Source organism: Nocardiopsis sp. CNT312, assembly GCF_000515115.1.
In the GTDB taxonomy this organism is placed as follows: domain Bacteria; phylum Actinomycetota; class Actinomycetes; order Streptosporangiales; family Streptosporangiaceae; genus Nocardiopsis.
This window is the reverse complement of record NZ_AZXF01000005.1, coordinates 320,618-340,003: the sequence shown is the minus strand read 5'-3', so window position 1 is coordinate 340,003 and position 19,386 is coordinate 320,618. Positions and strand designations below refer to the sequence as shown.

General features: G+C 69.7%; 14 protein-coding genes, 1 tRNA gene and 1 pseudogene. 6 read left to right on the top strand and 10 right to left on the bottom strand.

Annotated features, from left to right (window positions below; genetic code table 11):
• The 5 genes from B042_RS0101740 to B042_RS21645 form a co-directional block, all read right to left on the bottom strand.
• The coding region (locus B042_RS0101740) for an ABC transporter substrate-binding protein (protein WP_036553544.1) at window positions 1-699 on the bottom strand (699 nt) is incomplete at its 3' end.
• Window positions 700-737: 38 nt separating this feature from the next.
• Window positions 738-1,580 (bottom strand): ABC transporter permease, encoded by an 843-nt coding sequence (locus tag B042_RS0101735; RefSeq protein ID WP_369797653.1) that lies wholly within the window; start codon window positions 1,578-1,580, stop codon window positions 738-740.
• Between the two features lie 14 nt (window positions 1,581-1,594).
• Window positions 1,595-2,389 carry an ABC transporter ATP-binding protein gene (locus B042_RS0101730; protein WP_028646771.1) on the bottom strand — a complete coding sequence of 265 codons (795 nt, stop codon included), beginning with the start codon at window positions 2,387-2,389 and terminating at the stop codon, window positions 1,595-1,597.
• The gene (locus B042_RS0101725) at window positions 2,386-2,898 is read right to left on the bottom strand and encodes a flavin reductase family protein (RefSeq protein ID WP_028646770.1); all 513 of its coding nucleotides are present in this window, start codon (window positions 2,896-2,898) and stop codon (window positions 2,386-2,388) included. The genes B042_RS0101730 and B042_RS0101725 overlap by 4 nt, the downstream gene beginning before the upstream one ends.
• Window positions 2,899-3,306: 408 nt before the next feature.
• Window positions 3,307-3,741, bottom strand: a complete 435-nt coding sequence (locus B042_RS21645) for a hypothetical protein (RefSeq protein WP_051415393.1) — start codon at window positions 3,739-3,741, stop codon at window positions 3,307-3,309.
• 218 nt (window positions 3,742-3,959) lie between these two features.
• Between B042_RS21645 and B042_RS21640 the strand changes: the two genes are divergently transcribed.
• Complete coding sequence (locus B042_RS21640; protein ID WP_036553646.1) at window positions 3,960-5,519, top strand: MFS transporter; 1,560 nt, start codon at window positions 3,960-3,962, stop codon at window positions 5,517-5,519.
• Between the two features lie 153 nt (window positions 5,520-5,672).
• On the opposite strand, the gene B042_RS0101705 is transcribed toward B042_RS21640, so the two are convergent.
• The 3 genes from B042_RS0101705 to B042_RS0101695 form a co-directional block, all read right to left on the bottom strand.
• Entirely contained in the window at window positions 5,673-5,927 is a 255-nt protein-coding gene (locus B042_RS0101705) for a PspC domain-containing protein (RefSeq protein ID WP_028646769.1), read from the bottom strand.
• A 175-nt stretch (window positions 5,928-6,102) separates the two neighbouring features.
• A complete protein-coding gene (locus tag B042_RS0101700) occupies window positions 6,103-7,680 on the bottom strand; it encodes an MDR family MFS transporter (RefSeq protein ID WP_028646768.1) in 1,578 nt (525 codons plus the stop codon).
• Between the two features lie 66 nt (window positions 7,681-7,746).
• Window positions 7,747-8,355, bottom strand: coding sequence for a TetR family transcriptional regulator (locus B042_RS0101695; protein WP_028646767.1), 609 nt, complete (start codon window positions 8,353-8,355; stop codon window positions 7,747-7,749).
• A gap of 145 nt (window positions 8,356-8,500) precedes the next feature.
• Here B042_RS0101695 and B042_RS26835 point away from each other — a divergent pair.
• Both B042_RS26835 and B042_RS26830 read left to right on the top strand, forming a co-directional pair.
• Window positions 8,501-9,127 (top strand): annotated as a pseudogene (locus B042_RS26835) (IS30 family transposase); the annotation flags it as partial.
• Between the two features lie 52 nt (window positions 9,128-9,179).
• Window positions 9,180-9,536: an IS30 family transposase gene (locus B042_RS26830; RefSeq protein WP_255342274.1), complete on the top strand. Its 357-nt coding sequence runs from the start codon at window positions 9,180-9,182 to the stop codon at window positions 9,534-9,536.
• 100 nt (window positions 9,537-9,636) lie between these two features.
• On the opposite strand, the gene B042_RS0101685 is transcribed toward B042_RS26830, so the two are convergent.
• Both B042_RS0101685 and B042_RS0101680 read right to left on the bottom strand, forming a co-directional pair.
• Window positions 9,637-9,709, bottom strand: a tRNA-Lys gene (locus B042_RS0101685).
• 786 nt (window positions 9,710-10,495) lie between these two features.
• Window positions 10,496-11,140 (bottom strand): TetR/AcrR family transcriptional regulator, encoded by a 645-nt coding sequence (locus tag B042_RS0101680; protein WP_028646766.1) that lies wholly within the window; start codon window positions 11,138-11,140, stop codon window positions 10,496-10,498.
• Between the two features lie 141 nt (window positions 11,141-11,281).
• Here B042_RS0101680 and B042_RS0101675 point away from each other — a divergent pair, with 141 nt between their 5' ends.
• The 3 genes from B042_RS0101675 (at window position 11,282) to B042_RS0101665 (ending at window position 19,367) form a co-directional block, all read left to right on the top strand.
• Window positions 11,282-12,061 carry a glucose 1-dehydrogenase gene (locus B042_RS0101675; RefSeq protein ID WP_028646765.1) on the top strand — a complete coding sequence of 260 codons (780 nt, stop codon included), beginning with the start codon at window positions 11,282-11,284 and terminating at the stop codon, window positions 12,059-12,061.
• On the top strand, window positions 12,058-12,534 hold the full coding sequence (locus B042_RS0101670) for a nitroreductase/quinone reductase family protein (protein WP_028646764.1): 477 nt from the start codon (window positions 12,058-12,060) through the stop codon (window positions 12,532-12,534). The genes B042_RS0101675 and B042_RS0101670 overlap by 4 nt, the downstream gene beginning before the upstream one ends.
• A gap of 1,379 nt (window positions 12,535-13,913) precedes the next feature.
• Window positions 13,914-19,367: a carboxyl transferase domain-containing protein gene (locus tag B042_RS0101665; protein ID WP_028646763.1), complete on the top strand. Its 5,454-nt coding sequence runs from the start codon at window positions 13,914-13,916 to the stop codon at window positions 19,365-19,367.
• Window positions 19,368-19,386: the final 19 nt, after the last annotated feature.

Here is a 19,386-nt window from a genome sequence, read left to right as displayed (position 1 = left end):
CATCCAGGCGGTGTAGTCCTCGCCCATGGCCTCCAGCTGGAAGGGCTCGTTGGAGCGGAAGGCGGTCAGGGACTGCACCTGGCCGCGGGGCAGGACGGAGGGGTCGTAGCCCACCTCCACCTGCTCGATCTGGCTCATGTCGACCCCGGCGGCGTTGAGCATGGCCTCGATGGGTGCGGGGAGCAGGCCCTTGTGGCCCAGGGTGGTGCCTTCGAGGTCGGTGAGGTCCTCGACGTCGGGGCCGGTCAGCAGGGTGGCGATGGGCACGTGGCCGTAGGTGGCCACCCCGATGACGTCGCTGCCGGCGTTGTTGGCCTGGAGGATCTCGGCCTCGTTGCCCAGGGAGGTGAACTGGGAGGTGCCGGCGGCGACGGTCTGGGCGTTGCCGATGGTGTTGCCGTCGCCGGGAACGATCTCCACGTCCAGGCACAGTTCGTCGAAGTAGCCCAGGGCCTGCGCGGCGATGGGCTCCAGGATGCTCACCGAGGACTGGTACTGGAAGCCGGTGAGGTAGGTGATGGTCCCCGCGGCCTCGTTGGTCTGGCAGCGCTCGTCGTCGATGACGGAAGCGGCCTCCGCCGCCTCCGGTTCGTCCTGGGCCCCGCCGCACGCCGAGGTCAGGAGGAGGGCCGCGGCCGCGCCGGCCGCGCCGCGTATGTACCGGGAGCGGCGGGGAGAGATGGGGGCGGAGGAGGGCATGCCGGTGTTGCTCCGATCATGGTGGAGAGTTGAGGGGGTCACCGCTGTGACTCGTGCCAGAACAGCAGCCTGCGTTCGAGGAGGGTGGTGAACGCGAGCATCAGTACGCCCATCGCGGCCAGGCAGATGACGGCCGCGTAGACGTAGGACAGTTGGCCCATCGCCGCCGAGTTGCGGATCATGGTGCCCAGCCCCTGGGAGGAGCCGGCGGCGACGAACTCGGCGACGACGGCGCCCACGATGGACAGGGGCAGGACCACGCGCAGCGCGGCCATGGCGTAGGGCAGGGAACTGGGGACGCGGAGCCTGAACAGGATCTCCATCCGGGAGGCGTGCAGTGTGCTGAACACGTGCATCACCGGCACAGGGACCGAGCGCAGCCCTGTCGTGACGTTGATCAGGACCGGGAAGAACGTGATGATCGCCGTGACGATCACCTTCGGTGCCAGTCCGAAGCCGAACGCCACCACCAGGGCGGGGGCGACAGCGATCACCGGGGTGACGTTCAGGACCACGGCGAGCGGCATGATCGCCCGCCGTAGCACCGGGATCTCGGACATGAGCAGGGACAGGCCGAACGCCAGTCCGGCACCCCAGGCCACGCCCATGAGCGCGATGCTCAGCGTCGACCAGGCGTTGCCCAGGAACGCCATGGGGTCGTCGGCGAGTGTCGCGCCCACATCGGGCAGTTTCGGCAGGACATAGGGCTGCGTCTCGGCGATGTAGGTCCACCCGGCGGCGACCAGGGCCACGGCGACGACCGTGGGCAGCCACATTCCGGGCCGGAGGGGGGAGTCGCGAAGCCGGCGGCGCTTGCCGGGCACGGGACCGGTGGGTGAGGGGGCTCTGTTCGCGCCCTCGGAGGTACTGGTGGTGGCCACGTTCTCTCCTCCCGTCACTGGGGAATCAGGTCGTCGGGGGCGGAGCCGGCCTGCCAGGCGTCTTGGAGGGAGGCGCGTACCCGCTCCTCCAGCGCACGTGCGCGCGGCCCGGCCACCTCGTCGCCGTCGCGCGGGCGGGGGAGGTCGACGGGCAGGACCTCGTACACACGCCCGGGGCGGGCCGACATCACCACGATCTCGTCCGAGAGCGTGATCGCCTCGCGCACCGAGTGGGTGACGAACACCACGGTCGTGGACATGCGCTCCCACAGACTCAGCAGGTGCCACTGGAGGGCTTCCCGGGTGAACTCGTCCAGTGCGGAGAAGGGCTCGTCCATGAGCAGCAGGTCTGGGCGCATGCCGAACGCGCGGGCGATGGCGACGCGCTGCTGCATGCCGCCGGACAGTTCGTGGGGGTACTTGCGGGCGGCGTCGGCCAGCCCGACCAGTTCCAGCAGGGATTCGGGGTTCTCACTGCCCCGGCCCGCCCTCCGGTTGACCCGGGAGGGGAGCGACACGTTGCGCCGCACGTTCAGCCAGGGCAGAAGGGCCGGCGTCTGGGGGACGAGTCCTACCGCCTTGGCCGCGCACATCTGCCGCGGTGTGGAGCCGAAGAGGGCCGCCCGGCCGGAGTCGAAGCCCTCCAGCCCGGCGATGACGCGCAGGAGCGTGGACTTGCCGCAGCCGCTGGGGCCGATGAGGCTGACGAAGTGTCCTCGGGGAATGGTGAGATCGATGTCGTCGAGGACCGGTGCTGGGGCGCCTTCGTAGGTCTTGGTCAGACCTCTGACGGTGATGCTCTCGTTCACGCCGCCCCCAGGCGGTGGAAGCGGCGCCCCTGGTACACCAGCGGTTCGGCGTCGTGGCGTCGGACGCGGGAGACCTCGGCGAGGATCATGGTGTGGTCGCCCGCGTGCTGGAGGGAGTGGACGGTTCCCTCCAGCACGAGGGCGGCTTCGGGGAGGACGGGGGCGCCCAGGTCGCCGGGGACGAACCCTGTGGCGGCGAACTTGTCGGCACCCCTGGTGGCGAAGACCCTGGCCAGGTCCTGCTGGCCCTCGGCCAGGACGTTCACGGCCAGCGTTTCGGTGTGGGAGAAGGCCTCGTGGCACTCGGCCTTGGTGGCTAGGAAGACGGCGATCAGCGGTGGCTCCGCCGAGACGGAGACGACGCTGTTGGCGGTGAAGCCGTGGCGGCCGGTGGAGATCTCGGTGGTGACCACGCTGACCGAGGTGGCCATGTGGGCCAGGCCGTCGCGTAGGGCCCCTGGTTCCTCACGTATGTCGGTCGAGCGGGCTGTGGGGGAGGGCGAGGTCATGGCTGCTCCTCGGGGAACGGGCTCGTGCTGTCGGCGGCCGCTGGGGTGTGCGGGGACATGCCGAAGGGGAAGGCGTTGGGCTGCGTCGATCATGGGCGCGCTAAGAGGAGGACGTCCCGGGCGAACGCGTGTCCTGCCCGGCCGTCCGTGGTGCCGGTTCGCGTCCGGGCGGGGCGCGGCGGCGGAGTCTGGTCGACGCAGGAGAGAGCGCGTGGGCCCGAGCGGGGACCACGTGTCGACGCGACCACATGGGAAGAGCCCACGCGCACACCCTCCATACAGGACACCTCAGGCACGGTGCCTGAGCCTTCGGCGGAGAGCGGGCGGAAGCAGGGTTGGCGACGGCCCGCGGGAGTCGTTGACTCGGCAAGTGTAGACGAAAAGGATGGGCTCATAGCGGGGTATTGGTCACTTTGTCGCGTCCGATAGCTGGATATTTCGGTTCTGGTCCATGAGGAGGACGTGGATGTGGTGCGAGGCGAGCGCCGAAGGGAGCCATGCGCCGCTTCCCAGGAGGCGGGTGAAGGGTGTACTCAACACCAGGAGGGCGCGTGCCTCGGGGAACCTGGTGTCGCGCAGCCACGCGAGTTTGAAGGCGTCCGCGATCACCTTGTTGCGGTGGGCGGACTTGACCTGCCCCCAGTGGAGGTAGCACTGGGCGAGCACGGTCGGGGTTCTCCTGTCGGTGTCCGCGTAGTCGACCCCTACCCTCATACCGTCGTCCAGAGTGAAGTCACGCGGTGCCAGGGGGACGCCGAGGAACTCGGAAAGCGTTTCGGCGGGTTCGGGGGTGGTGAGCCCGGCCGTGCTCGTCGTCGGTGCGTTCCTCAGTGCGTTCCCCATGCGAGCAGACCATAGTGTACGGAAGGTCCTCAGGTGAGGGGGTAGACCACCGGTGTGAACAGAGTGAACTACTCTTCGGCACTTCGTCCCACGTCGTGACATGTGTGACTTAGAGTTTCGTGGCGCATGTCACGTCTCATTTGTCAGCATTAGTCACATGATGTGCTGAATGCTCATTGTCAGGTCGACAATGACCCTTTTGATGCTTGGAGACCGGCGTGGTGCCCGAAATCCCCCAAACCACTACGTGGCGTGCCTGGCTCGGCCTGGCCGTGCTGACACTGCCACTGCTCATGTCCGCGACGGACATGACCGTCCTCTTCCTCGCGCAGCCCTCCATCGCCGCCGACCTGGCCCCGAGCAGCACCCAGCTCCTGTGGATCCTGCACGTGGCCTCGTTCCTGCAGGTGGGAACGGTACTCACCATGGGGTGGCTGGGGTCGCGGATCGGCTACAGGCGGCTCCTGGTGATCGGTGTCAGCGTGTACGGGACGGCCTCCCTCGTCGCCGCCCTCGCCTGGGACCCGGTCATGCTCATCGCCACCCGGGCGCTGATGGGGGTGGCCGCTGCCTCCCTGCTGCCCAGCGCCACCTCGCTGCTGCGCGTGATGTTCCCCGACCCCCGGCGGTTCTCCGTCGCCATCGCGGTGATCATGAGCTCCTTCTCCGCCGGGATGGCGCTCGGCCCGCCGCTGGGCGGGGTGCTCTTGGAGTACTTCTGGTGGGGCGCGGTGTTCCTCATCAACGTGCCCTTCGCCGTAGTCCTGCTGCTGGGGCTCCCCCTCCTGCCGCGTGTGGGCGGCGGTACCACAGGTGCCGTCGGCCGCCCCGACCTCTTCGGAGCCCTGCTCTCGGTGACCGCGGTCGTCACGGTGATCTTCGGGTTCCAGGAACTCGCCGACCACCGGGCCTCGGCGTCCGAGTCGCCGCTGTGGCCGTACGTTCTGAGTATCGCGGTGGGCGTTGTGCTCGGCACGGCGTTCGTCCGGCGCCAGTTGCGCGTGCCCGAACCGCTGCTCGACCTCAGGCTGTTCGCCGCGCCCGCGTTCACGGTGTCGCTCGCCGCCATGCTGCTGATGCTCATCGGAGCGGGCGGAGTCGAGATGCTGCTGTCCCAGTACCTCCAGTCGGTACAGGGCCTCTCACCCGGCCAGGCCGGGCTCCTCCTGATCGCCCCCGCGTTGGGCTCCATCATCGGCGGGATGCTCCCCACCCTGCTCAACCGGTGGATGCGCCCCGGCGCCGTCATGGGCTGCGCGCTGCTTTCGGCGGGCACCGGGGCGACGGCCATGGTGCTGGCCCTGCGCGGCGGGGACACCGTGCACGTGATCGTGTGCGCAGTGGTGGTCGCGCTCGCGCTGGGGCCGATGTTCACCCTGGGCTACAACCTGGTGATCGCCTCCGCGCCGGTGCGGGGCACGGGTTCGGCCGCGGCCATGGGCGACGTCGCCGGCGGTTTGGGGACCGCGCTCGGACTGGCCCTGCTGGGAAGCCTGGCGGCGGTGGTCTACCGGCAGCGGCTGGTGGACGGCGCTTCCGCGGACGTGCCGCCCGAAGCGCTCAGCCGGGCCGGGGAGAGCATCGGCGGCGCGACCGCCGTGGCCGACTCCCTCACCGGGACGGCCGCGGCCGAGCTGCTGGAGGCGGCCCGGTCGGCCTTCTCCGCGGCGGTCCAAGCGGGATACGGGGTCACCGCACTGATCCTGCTGCCGCTGGGCGCCGTGGTCCTGTGGACGCTGCGGCACGTGAAGCTGGACGAACTCGACTCCGACGCTTGACGGAGCCCGCGGCCGACCGGGGGCGGTGCGTGGGTGCTCAGCGCTCCGAGCCGCCCCCGGCGGCGGTGTCGCGGGTCTCGTCGTTCTCACGGTCCTTGCGGGGGACACGCAGTTCACGGGGCTTCCACCCCGGCTGGGAGCGAAGGGTCCACATCACTGGTTCGGCTTTCCTTGGAAGTTGCGGATGATCTCTTGCAACAGGGAGTTGCTCTCGCTCTCGGCGGGCATGAGCAGCCAGGCGAGGATGTACACGAACGCGCCGCCGCCGAGGAGCGTGAAGACCACGAAGGCGAGTCGGACGATCGTGGCGTCGATGCCGGCGAAGGCGGCCATACCGCCGCACACCCCGGTGAGGAAGCGGTCGGTGTCACTGCGTTCGAGGCGCTTGGGCCGGGTCATCTCGTTCATGTCTCCAGACTGCCCTCCCTCACTGACGATTCCCATCGGGGACAGCCCTGGACCGTCCCTGACATCCCCCTCCGGCACCTCCCCGGGTGCTCTGGAGGCGATTCCAGCGCGCCCCCGTGCCAGGTGAGACGGCACGGGGGCGCTGATGGTTCCAAGTCCGGCGAAAAACGTGTGGTCAGCCCGCTGCGGCGGCGCCGTTCTCCTTCGGGCCCTCGGAGTTCGGGGCGTCGCCGACACTGGTGGCCAGCGGCCGCTCCTCGATGAACCAGGAGAGCACGAACCCCGCGAGCACGATCGGCACGGCGTAGACGAACACCGGCGGCAGCGCCTCGGAGAAGGCCTCCACGATGAGCGCGCGCACGGGGTCGGGCAGGGTCTGGAGCATCTCCGGGGTCATGGAGCTGATCCCGACCTCGCCGCCCTCGAAGGCGGGTGCGTCACCCGGGAGGTCGGCCACCCGCTCGTTGAGGCGGGAGACGAAGATCGAACCGAACACGGCGATGCCGAAGGAGGCTCCGATCTGGCGGAAGTAGTTGTTCGACGAGGTTGCCGCCCCCAGGTCGCGCCGGGGCACCGAGTTCTGCACGATGAGGACGAGGTTCTGGATGACCATGCCCAGACCGATCCCGAAGATGAACAGCGCCGCGGCGATGTAGGGGTAGGAGGTCTCGGTGCCCATCCGCGAGAGCATGAGGACTCCGACCGGCATGATGAGCGTGCCCAGGATCGGCCAGTGCTTGTAGCGGCCGGTGGCGCTGATCAGGCGCCCGGTCCCGATGTTGGTGATGAGCATGCCGGCCACCATGGGGATCATCCGCAGCCCCGACTCGGTGGCGGTGGCACCGCCCACCATCTGGAGGAACGTGGGCATGTAGGCGATGGTGGAGAACATCGCGATCCCCACGGTGATGCCCACCAGGGCCGTCATGACGAAGTTGCGGTCGCGGAACAGCCGGAGCGGGAGGATGGGTTCGGCCGCCCGGCGCTCGACGAACACGAACGCGACCCCGCAGACCACCGAAGCGGTCGCCAGTCCCAGGATCTGCGGGCTGACCCAGTCGTACTCCGACCCGGCCCAACTGGTGCACAGGACCAGGCAGACACTGGTCGCGGCCAGGAGGACGGTCCCCAGGTAGTCGAGCTTGGGCCGCGGGCCGTCCGGCTTGGGCAGGTGGAGCAGCGTGGCCGCGGTGAACAGGGCGACCGCTCCCAGCGGCAGGTTGATGTAGAAGATCCAGCGCCAGTCGAGGTGATCGGTGAAGAAGCCGCCCGCCAGCGGGCCGATGACCGACGCCAGGCCGAACACGGCACCGATGATCCCCATGTACTTCCCGCGATCGCGCGGGGGCACCACGTCGCCGATGATCGCCTGTGCGCTGATGATCAGGCCGCCGCCGCCGATGCCCTGGACGGCGCGGAAGGCGATGAGTTGGGGCATGCTCTGGGCCAGGCCGCACAGGACCGAGCCCACGAGGAAGACCACGATGGCGAAGAGGTAGACGTTGCGGCGGCCGAAGAGGTCGCCGGCCTTGCCGTAGATGGGCATGCCCACGGTGGCCGCGAGGATGTAGGCGGTCACGACCCAGGAGAGGTGCTCCAGGCCGTTGAGCTCGCCGACGATGGTGGGCAGCGCCGTGGAGACGATCGTCTGGTCGAGCGCGCCCAGCAGCACGGTCAGGATGACCGCGAGGAAGATCCAGCGCAGCCGGGTGCGGGGCGCGCTCTGGTCGGGGGGCGCGTCAGTGGTGGTCATGGGGCCTCCGTTGGCCGTGGGAAGGGACCCCGGTCGGCTCCGGGGCGGGGAGCGGTGCGAGGCGGGTCAGCCGGAGGACGGCGCGTAGACCTCGCTGAGGTGGTGGAACCCCTCGCGGAGCCGGGCACGCACGTGCTCGGCGTCCTCCCCCTCGTGGAAGTCGAGCCGTTTCATGGTGTGGCGCATGACCGACATGGCGGTCGCGGCGATCAGTTGCGGTCGGGCGTCCTCGGGAGCGGAGCCCAGGCGCCGGGCGATGGTCCGGCCCAGGCCCTCCTCCGCGCCGTGCAGTTGCGCGAACGCTCGGGGCGCCAACTGCGGTTCCTTCTCCAGGATCTGCTTGCGGAGCCGCATGAGCGTGCGGTGCGCGGTGACGTCCTCCCAACTGGCGAAGGAGGCGGTGATCAGGTGGGTGAGGTCGTTGACGAAGTCCCCCGTGGGGCCTCCCATGGCGAACACCTCCCGGGACTCCTCGTCCGGGGAGAGCGGGGCGTTGCCGAGGACGGCCTCCTCCTTGGTGGGGAAGTAGTTGAAGAACGTGCGCGGGGACACGTCGACCGCCGCGGCGATCTCCTCCACGGTCACGTTCTCCAGGCCGTGCTCCAGGGTGAGCCCAACCGCGGCCTCCTGGAGCGCACGGCGGGTGGCCTGCTTCTTGCGTTCGCGCAGCCCCATGGCATGCCCCCTTTCCGCCCCTCATAGTTGCATCGGATGCAAAATTTCGCAATATGTAGTAATTCACGTGCTGTCACGAATGGCGGTCCCATCCGAGGGTGGTGTCATACCGTCGTAGCAACACCGCAGGTCAAAGGGGTTGCTTATGAGGACGAGGCGGATGCTCACCATGGAGGAGCGCGAGGAGATCGCGCTCGCCCGCACACGAGGCGAAGGCGTCTGCCGCATCGCCCGAACGCTCGGCCGAAGCCCCTCGGTCATCAGCCGCGAGCTGCGCCGTAACCGCTCCACGCGCGGGTACCGGGCCACCACCGCCCACACACGCGCCAGGACCCGCCGCGCACGTCCCCGACCACGTCGTATGGACACCGACCCCGTGGTCCGCGAGCGCGTCCTGGCCGATCTGGGCCGGGGACGCCCCCCCCGACAGATCGCGGGCCGGTTGAAGCTGGAGGCCGACGATGCCAGCGTGGAGCCCATGGAAGGCTCCCTCCCCACCGGCGGTGCCCGCATCAGCCACGAAGCGCTCTATACCTGGATCTACGCCCTGCCCAAGGGCGAGCTGGCCCGGCTCGGGGTGATGCTGCCCTCCAAGCGCACCGGCCGCCGCCCCAGGAGGAAGAACGGCCTGTCCGGCGGGCGGATCGTGGGGATGCGCCCGATCCGGGAGCGGCCCGCCGAGGCCGAGGGGCACCGGGTCTCCGGGTACTGGGAAGGCGACCTCGTCATCGGCAAGGACGGCCAGACGGCCGCCGTCACCCTGGTGGACCGCCAGACCCGCTTCACGGTGGGCCTGGCCCTGCCCGAAGGGAAGAGGGCCGACCATGTGGCCGACGTTCATCGGCCACGTGTGGGGGTTGCCCGCGCTGGTGCGCAAGTCGCTGGCCTGGGGCCAGGGCACGGAGATGGGACGGCACGCGGCGTTGACCGTGGCCACGGACCTGCCGGTGTTCTTCGCCGACCCGCACAGCCCCTGGCAGCGTCCCACGAACGAGAACACCAACCGGCTGATCCGGGAGTACCCGCCCAAGGGGACGGAGATCCCGCAGCACCAGCCGTACCTGACCGCGATCGCCGAGGAGCTGAACAACCGGCCCCGCGCGTGCCTGGGTTTCTACACGCCGCAGGAGATGATGCACAGGCTCCCGCTTGAGGGTGAGGATGGTGTCATGCCGTCGTAGCAAAACCGCGGGCCAAAGGAGTTGCTCATGGGAACACGGCAAATTCTCACCCTCGCTGAACGCGGGGGAGATCGGGATCAGCAGAAGAGCGAGAAAAAGGTAGGCCCCCAGGGGCTCGAACCCTGAACCCACGGATTAAAAGTCCGTTGCTCTGCCAATTGAGCTAGAGGCCCGCGATACGGCTCGGAGCGTGGTCCCGGCCGTCGCCGGAGCCAACTCTACCGTAGCCATAGGGGCTCTGGGCGGCTGGTACACCCTCGCAGGGCCGGGGTCTGCTCATCCTTCGGGCGCACCCGCACCCGGTTCGTGGAGGCAAGGTGGCGCGGATGCGGTGCTTGGTGGTCAGCGACACCACCCGCCTGCCCTTCACCGAGGCCCGCACGGTCGCATCGTCGGCCTCTTGGTGTTCGTTACGGCGCGCACCGCATCCGTAGCGGCCCAGCAGGGTGGTGGGGTCAATTCCCAGGTGCAGCAGCACTCCCGTGGTCGGGACGTGGTGGTGTCAGTGAGCAACACGTGTCGGATCGAGCGGGCCGAAGGACCGAGGCCGTGCCAGGCGTAGAACCCCGACTCCGACACCCCCAGTACCCGAACGGCGACCTGGACCGGATGGCCTTCGGCGGCCATCACCGCGATCGCCTCGAACCGTCTTTTGGGGGCACCACCTTGCCTAAAAGCTCGCTGGCCCGGCGGTGGATCGCCAGCTCGGTCTTCTCGGTGTTGGTCGGGCCGGGGGTCGATATGGTCCTGGCTCCGCCAGGCGTAGACGGTCCCGGCAGGAGATGTCCAGGTCGCACGCCGCGTCGGCGACGCTGCGCCCTGCTGCGGAACTCGGCCGGGTAGCCACGGCGTTCCAGGATGTCCTCCTTGGGGTCACGTGATCCCAGAACCCAGAAATCCGACTCCGAAAAACGCAGAACACGCCAAACCCGGCACGAGACACCCTGTGGTGGCGGGACTCAGCTGTTGGTCGACGGCCCTGGCCCAGCCACGGCGTACCGGGCGGTGATGGTGCGGACGGCCTCGTCGACTACCTGAGCGGCGCGTTCGGCGCTCACCTCCCAGCCCGGCACGAGAAGTGTCGGCCAGAAGAGGTAGTTGGAGATCATGCCCAGGAACTGGGTGGCTGCGAGGTCCACGTCTTCGATCCGCACCGTTCCCGCCTCGTGCTCAGCCTGGAGGTAGCTGCGTAGGGACTCGAAGTAGGGCATCTTCCCGTGGGAGAACTGCGCATGGGCCAGCTCGGGGAACCGCGGTAGCTCGGCGATGACGATCCTGAACAGATCGGTCATCTGGGCGCGGCCTAACAACTCGGCGTAACGGCGACCGATGGTGCTGAGCCCGTCGACGACGTTGCCTGCCGACGGAGGATCCTCCTCGTCAGAGGTCGACCAGGACTCGGTCACGATGGCGTCGAACAGGGCGGCTTTGCTCGGAAACTGCTTGAACAAGGTGGCCCGCGAAACGCCCGAGGACTCTGCGATCCGCGCCAGCGAGGTCCGGTCGTAGCCCAACTCGAGAAACAGTGCGGTCGCGGCCGTCACGATCAGCGCGCGCTTCTCTTGGGCGACGCGCTGGTGATACGTCGTCACGGCTCTGCTCATGGGCCAAGCATACGAGGTGAGTGGCTTGACTCGCCACTGTCGCCGGCCTAGTGTCAGGGCAGTGGTGAGTCGAACGACTCACCACTGGCCGTCGGTTCATCACTGGTGATCCCGGTCATTCACCCACGTAAGGAACATCTGATGCCCCGCTTCGACAACCAGACCGTGCTCGTCACCGGTGGGACCGGCGGCCAGGGAGCGAGTCACGTGCGCGCCTTTCACGCGGAGGGAGCGAACGTGGTGATCGGCGACATCGACGCGGAACGCGGCGTCGCTCTGGCCGACGAGCTCGGAACCCGCGCTCGCTTCGTCCGCCTCGACGTTACCGACCAGAGCTCGTGGGCCGCCGCTGTGCTAGCCGCCGAGAGCGCCTTCGGCGCCCTGAATGTGCTCGTCAACAACGCGGGCGTACAGAACCCGCCCGCACCGATCGAACACACGGACCAGGCCACGTGGTCGCGCATCCTCGACATCAACCTCACGGGGATCTTCCTCGGCATCAAGACCGCAGTCCCCGCTCTGCGCCGCGCAGCCGGAGGGGCCATCGTCAACATCGCCTCAGCCATGGGCCTGGGCGGCACGGCGCACTACGCGCCCTACGTCGCCAGCAAGTGGGCTGTGCGAGGCCTCACCCAAACGGCAGCGCTCGAGCTCGGCCGCGACCACATCCGGGTGAACACCATCCACCCCGGCGTGATCGCGACCCCCTTCATCCACAAACCAGCTGTCGGCGCGACCGCGGCAATCGCCGACTTCTACTCACCCGAGCCGTTCGCCATCCCCCGACTTGGGGAGCCGACCGACGTCAGCCGTCTTCTCCTGTTCCTCACCTCATCAGAAGCGTCGTTCATCACGGGGTCGGAGTACGTCATCGACGGTGGACTCCTTCTCGGCCCCGCCCTTCGGAGCGAGACCGTATGAGCACTCCAGCCACGATCGGGTCGAACGACTCCGCGCGGGACGCGTCCCTGTCCCACCTGCCCAACCACATCCGACAAGCCATCGAGATCACCCCCGCCGCGGGTACCAGAGAACGGACCATCGACATCACGACGCTAGGCCGCCGCACCAGCCGGCCACGCCGCATCGAGATCTTCTTCTACCGAGTCGCGGACACCACCTACCTGTGCAGCGGCACCGGCGGTGCCGCGACCGACTGGCACGCGAACCTGCTCGCCCATCCCGGCTTCACCTTCCACCTCAAGAACGGGATCCGCGCAGATCTGCCTGCATGGGCCGCGCCTGTCACCGACCCGGCTGAACGTCAGGCGGTGCTGGCCGAAATCGTCGCGGATCTCAATCAGCCCCACGACCCCGGCACCATCCGGCCGACTCGGCTCGAAGACTGGACCGACAGCCGGCTGATGCGCATCAGTTTCCTCCCTCAGCCGTGATCACGGGCCCTTCGACAGACCCGGCACATCCAACGGCCCGACCGAAGCGATCAACGGCCGACTCGAACACCTCCCCGACCTGGGTGAGACCCGCCCACGCAGGGAAGGAACGACCGGACCGGGTCGCAGAACAGGGTGACCTCAAAGGTGGGACCAACACGCGCAAAGAGCTATCGAGCAGATATGCGCCCCCCACCTCGAGTAGCCAGCGAATTTTGACGGTACTCCTGAAGAGCCGGAATCGGCTCCGTTGCGGCTCCGGTGTTCCGGAACCCCCTGGTCTGCGGTGGTCTTTCGTGGTCTCCGCTGACACCGCGGTACCCGGGCAGACCAGAACGGACAACCACATGGTGGAGCGAAACGCCCGCCATCCCGCCGACCTTTAATCCGTGGGTTCAGGGGTCGGGCCTCTGGGGGCCTACCGGGCTTCACTTGGGCGTCCCTCCTCCGGGAGGGGCGCCCTTCGGTGTTTTCCGGGCCCTGAGGTCCCGCAGGGAGCCTGGACCCCAGCCTCAGGCGGGGGAGGCCCCGGGCCGGAGCGGCTTGTCAGGTGCCGTGGTGGCACCTGCGTGCGAGTCGGGTCCGGAGTGTGGCGGTGCCGGGTGCGGTGATCTCTTCGCAGGCGTCGCCCGGCCCCGGACCAGCCCGGCGGACGGTGGGCCAGGTAGGCCACGGTGGAACGGGCGGGGCTGGTCTCAACGGTGAAGGCCGACCTGTAGCCAGCAGACGAACAGCGGAGTCCCGGCCCTACAGGCCGGGACTCCGCTGTGTTCAACTCCCGCAGTCACTGTACCCCCGCAGACGCAACGGCAGGTGGTGACCGCGTAGGGCTGAGCGCGCGAGCCCAGGGGGATGCGGTTGAGGACAGGCCGCGCAGTCGACGTCACAAGAAGATCAAGCGCTGCGTTGTCCCAGGTCGTTTAGGTGAGCCCCGCGCACGCGGGGATGGACTCAGGTCTCCCGGGACGTGACGGGAGGGCGGACGGCCGGGTGAGGGCCCGATCCGCCACGAGGGCCCGCTCCCGACCCGCTGGGAGCGGGCCCTGTCCTGTGCCGGGCACCGCTCCCCCTTCTCCCGTGCTGCTCGAAGCGCACCGGGGCCCTGACGCCGGGCGGGGACGGTGCCAGACTTGGGACACCACGACCACCCCGGCCGTGGACATCCGTACTGCTCGGAGCCCTTAAAATGCGCCGGGTGCCCCTACGCGCCGTCACCGGGACGCGGCCGACCGCTTTGGACGTTTCCTACAACAACAGCCCTCCGGACTCCTCTCCCACCGACATGGCGCCGCTGGTCGGCGGGCGGGAGGATTGCACTCTGGGGAGTGCCGTCCCGAGGGTCGGCACACACGTCGTCTATCTGCGAAGGACCTGATCGGGTGTTCAGTCGTGTCGCCATCGTCAACCGTGGAGAGTCCGCCATGCGGCTCATCCACGCCGTACGGGACATCGCCGCGCAGACCGGGGCACGGATCGAGACCGTCGCCCTGTACACCGACGTCGACCGCACGGCCGCGTTCGTCCGTGAGGCGGACCTGTCCTACGACCTCGGTCCCGCGTCCGCGCGTCCCTACCTCGACATGGAGGTGCTGGAGCGCGCGCTGGTGGAGACCGGTGCCGACGCTGCGTGGGTCGGCTGGGGCTTCGTCGCCGAGGACCCCGCGTTCGCCGAACTGTGCGAGCGGATCGGCGTCACCTTCGTCGGGCCGAGCGCCGACGCCATGCGCAAACTCGGCGACAAGATCGGCGCGAAACTGATCGCCGAGGAGGTCGGCGTCCCTGTCGCCCCGTGGAGCCGGGGCGCGGTCGAGACCCTGGACGACGCCCTGGCGTCGGCGGCGCGGATCGGCTACCCGCTCATGCTCAAGGCCACCGCCGGCGGCGGCGGGCGCGGCATCCGCGTGATCAACCACGAGGACGAGCTCGCCGACGCCTACGAGCGCACCAGCCAAGAGGCCGCCCGCGCCTTCGGCAGCGGCATCGTCTTCCTGGAGCGCCTGGTCACCCATGCCCGGCACGTCGAGGTGCAGGTCATCTCCGACGGCGAGACCGCGTGGGCGCTGGGCGTGCGCGACTGCTCAGTACAGCGGCGCAACCAGAAGATCATCGAGGAGTCGGCCTCGCCGGTCCTGAGCCCCGAGCAGACCGCCGAACTCAAGACGTCGGCCGAGCGGCTGGCCGTTGCGGTCGGCTACCGGGGTGCGGCCACCGTCGAGTTCCTCTACCACCCCGGCGACGGCATGTTCGCGTTCCTGGAGGTCAATACCCGGCTCCAGGTCGAGCACCCCATCACCGAGTCCACCACCGGGTTCGACCTGGTCAAGGCGCAGTTGCACGTGGCCTCGGGCGGCAGGCTCGAAGGCGGGGCACCCGCCGAGCGCGGCCACGCCGTGGAAGCCCGGCTCAACGCCGAGGACCCCGACCGCGACTTCGCCCCCTCCCCGGGCCGTATCGCGCGGCTGGACCTGCCCGCGGGTCCGGGCATCCGCGTGGACACCGGCGTCGCCGAGGGCGACACCATCCCCGCCGACTTCGACTCGATGATCGCCAAGATCATCGCCTACGGCCGCGACCGCGAGGAGGCGCTCGGCCGCCTGCGCCGGGCGATGGCGCAGACCACCGTGATCATCGAGGGGGGTGCCACCAACAAGAGTTTCGTCCTCGACCTGCTCGACCGGCCCGAGGTGATCGAGGCGACCGCCGACACCGGCTGGATCGACCGGGTGCGCGCCCAGGGCGGTCTGGTCACGCACCGGCACTCCGCCGTCGCCCTGGTCGCCGCCGCCATCGAGGCCTACGAGGAGGAGGAGCGCGTCGAATGCCAGCGCCTCCTCTCCACCGCGTTCGGCGGCCGTCCCCAGGTGCAGCACGAGAGCGGTCGCCCCCTGGACCTCAAGCTGCGCGGCGCGGGCTACCGGGTGCGGGTGGCGCGCGTGGGCGCGCACCGCTTCCGGGTCGGGCTGGAGGCGGGCGGCGACGCCCGCACCGTCGACGCCGAACTCGACCGCTTCGACGAGCACACCGGGCGGATCATCGTCAATGGGACGGTGTACCGCCTGCTCACTGGTACCCACGGCCCCGTGCACCTGGTTGAGGTGGAGGGAGTGGCGCACCGCGTCAGCCGCGACGAGGGCGGCGTCCTGCGCTCGCCCGCGCCCGCACTGGTGGTGGCCACCCCGCTGAAGGTCGGCGCCGAGGTCGAGGCGGGCGCCCCGGTCCTGGTACTGGAGAGCATGAAGATGGAGACGGTGCTGCGGGCACCGTTCCGGGCCCGGCTCAAGGAGTGCGCCGTGGCCGTGGGCAGCCAGGTGGAGACCGGTGCGGCGCTGCTGCGCCTGGAACCGCTCTCCGACGGCGAGGACGAGGAGGACACCGCCTCCGGGGCCGTGGAACTGGACCTGCCCGCCTCCGAGCCCGCCGCCTCCGCGCGCCTGCGCCTGGCACGCGGCCGGGAGGACGTGCGGAGCCTGCTCCTGGGCTTCGACGCCGACCCCTACGACGAGCGCCGGGTGCTTCAGGACTACCTCGCCGCGCGCGCCGAGGCGGTCGGGGAGGGGCACCGGCCGCTGGCCGAGGAGCTCCCGCTCATCGAACTCTTCGCCGACCTCGCCGAACTGAGCCGCAACCGCCCGGCGGGCGAGGACACCGCCGACGAGCGCGTCCACAGCGCCCGTGAGTACTTCCACACCTATCTCCAGAGCCTGGACGCCGAACGCGCCGGACTGCCGGAGGCGTTCCGCGACCGGCTCACCAAGGCGCTCGGCCACTACGGGATCACCGAACTGGAGCGCTCGACCGACCTGGAGTCGGCGGTGTTCCGGATCTTCCTCGCCCAGCAGCGGGTGTCCACCGAGGTCTCGGCCGTCACCGCCCTGCTGCGCGCCTGGCTGGCGGAGCCGCAGCCGGACGAGGCGCTGAGGGAGACCGCCGGCCGCGCCCTGGAGCACCTGGTGTCGGCCACCCAGGTCCGCTTCCCCGTGGTCGCCGACCTGGCACGCGGGGTGGTGTTCGCCTGGTTCGGCCAGCCGGTCCTACGCCGCAACCGCGCCCGCGTCTATGCGAACGTGCGCAGGCACCTGCGCCACCTGGACACCCGCCCCGACGCCCCGGACCGCGCCGAGCGCATCGCCGAGATGGTGCGCAGCACCGAGCCGCTCGTGCGGCTGCTCGGCCAGCGGCTCGTCCGATCCGACCTGGACAACTCCGTGATGCTGGAGGTGCTGACCCGCCGGTACTACGGCAACAAGGGCCTCAGCGTGCGCTCCACCGAGGCCGCCGACTGCACGTTCGTGGTCGCCCAGCGCGCGGATTCGCGCGTGGTCTCCACGGCCGTGGGCTTCGAGGGCCTGGACCGGGCGCTGCGCGGACTCGCCGAACTGGCCGCCGAGGCGGAGGTCGACGCCGACCTCTACCTGTCCTGGGAGAAACAGCCGGAGGACTCCGAGGCGATGGCCGCCGCGTTGCAGGAGGCCCTCAGCGTCCGTCCACTGCCCGACCGGGTGCGCAGGCTGACCACGACCGTCGCCGGGCGCGACGGCGCGGTGATGCACCACCACTTCACGTTCCGCCCCTCGCCCACCGGTATGGCCGAGGACCGGCTGATCCGGGGCCTGCACCCCTACATCGCGCAGCGGATGCAGATGGAGCGTCTGGGCAGGTTCGACCTCACTCGCATGCCCTCGGCGGACGAGGAGGTCTACCTCTTCCAGTGCGTGGCCAAGGAGAACCCGGCGGACGAACGGCTCATCGCGTTCGCCCAGGTGCGCGACCTCACCGAACTGCGTGAGCAGGACGGCAGGCTCGTCGCGCTGCCCACGGCCGAGGAGACCGTCGCCGCCTGCGTCGACTCCATCCGCCGCGAACGGGCGCGCCGGTCCTCAAAGAAGCGCTCCGACACCAACCGGGTGGTCATCTACGTCTGGCCGCCGAGCAGTCTCACCCGTGAGGAGATGGAGACGATCGTGGGCCGGGTGCGGCCCTCGACCGAGGGCGCGGGGCTGGAGGAGATCCTGTTCATCGCACGCCAGCGCGACCCGGAGACCGGCGAGCTGACCAAGGTCGCCATCCGCATCTGCTCCGACCCGACCGGCAGCACCGAGCTGGTCGTCGGCGCGCCCTCCGACGACCCGATCGAGCCGATCGACGACTACCGGCAGAAGGTGCTGCGCGCCAGCGCCCGCAACACCGTCTACCCCTACGAGCTGACCAACCTGCTCGGCGCGTTCACCGAGTACGACCTCGACGACACCCACGCGCTCGTGCCGGTGGACCGGCCCAAGGGGCGCAACACCGCCGCGATCGTCGCCGGTGTGGTCACCACGCCCACCGAGCGGCACCCGCAGGGCGTCACCCGGGTGGTCCTGCTGGGCGACCCCACCAAGTCGCTCGGTGCGCTCTCCGAGCCGGAGTGCCGCCGCGTGATCGCCGCCCTGGACCTCGCCGAGCGGATGGAGGTGCCGCTGGAGTGGTACGCGCTCTCCTCCGGGGCCCGCATCTCCATGGAGTCGGGCACCGAGAACATGGACTGGGTGGCCGCCGCACTCAAGCGGATCGTGGAGTTCACCCAGGACGGCGGTGAGATCAACGTCGTGGTCGCGGGCATCAACGTCGGCGCGCAGCCGTACTGGAACGCTGAGGCGACCATGCTCATGCACACCAAGGGCGTCCTGGTGATGACCCCGGATTCGGCGATGGTGCTCACCGGCAAGCAGTCACTGGACTTCTCCGGCGGCGTGTCGGCCGAGGACAACTTCGGTATCGGCGGCTACGACCGGGTGATGGGCCCCAACGGCCAGGCCCAGTACTGGGCGCCCAACCTGGCAGCCGCCCGCGACGTGCTCATGTCGCACTACGAGCACTCCTACGTCGCCCCGGGCGAGGACCGGCCGCGGCGGGCGGAGAGCACCGACCCGGTCGACCGCGACATCCGCGACTTCCCGCACATGCTGGAGGGCAGCGACTTCACCACGGTCGGCCAGATCTTCTCCGCAGAGGCCAACCCGGACCGCAAGAAGCCGTTCGACATCCGCACCGTGATGCGGGCCGTCTCCGACCAGGACCACCAGGTGATGGAGCGCTGGGCGGGGATGGCCGACGCCGACACCGCCGTGGTGCAGGACGTGCACATGGGCGGTATGCCGGTGTGCCTGCTCGGCATCGAGTCCACGTCGGTGTCCCGGCGCGGCTTCCTTCCCACGGACGGCCCGGACTCCTTCACCGCGGGCACGCTGTTCCCGCAGTCGTCGAAGAAGGCCGCGCGGGCGATCAACACGGCCAGCGGCAACCGGCCGCTGGTGGTGCTGGCCAACCTGTCGGGCTTCGACGGCTCGCCGGAGTCGATGCGCAAGCTCCAGTTGGAGTACGGCGCCGAGATCGGCCGGGCGATCGTGAACTTCCGCGGTCCCATCGTGTTCTGCGTGATCTCGCGCTACCACGGCGGGGCGTTCGTGGTGTTCTCCAAGGCCCTCAACCCGAACATGACCGTGCTCGCGCTGGAGGGCTCGTTCGCCTCGGTGCTCGGCGGTGCCCCCGCCGCCGCGGTGGTCTTCGCCGGGGAGGTCAAGGCCCGCACGGCGGCCGACCCGCGGGTGCGGGACCTGGAGGCCCGGGTGGCGGCGGCCGCGGGCACCGAGCGCGCGGCGCTGGCCGCCGAACTCGACGGGGTCCGCTCGTCGGTGCGCGCGGAGAAGCTAGGCGAGGTGGCCGCGGAGTTCGACGGGGTGCACGACATCCGGCGCGCGGTGGAGGTGGGCTCGGTCGACGCCGTCGTCAGCGCCGCCGAGCTGCGTCCGCGCATCATCGAGGCCATCGAGTCCCGCCTGACGGGGGACTGAGGCGGCGGTGCCGGGCCGA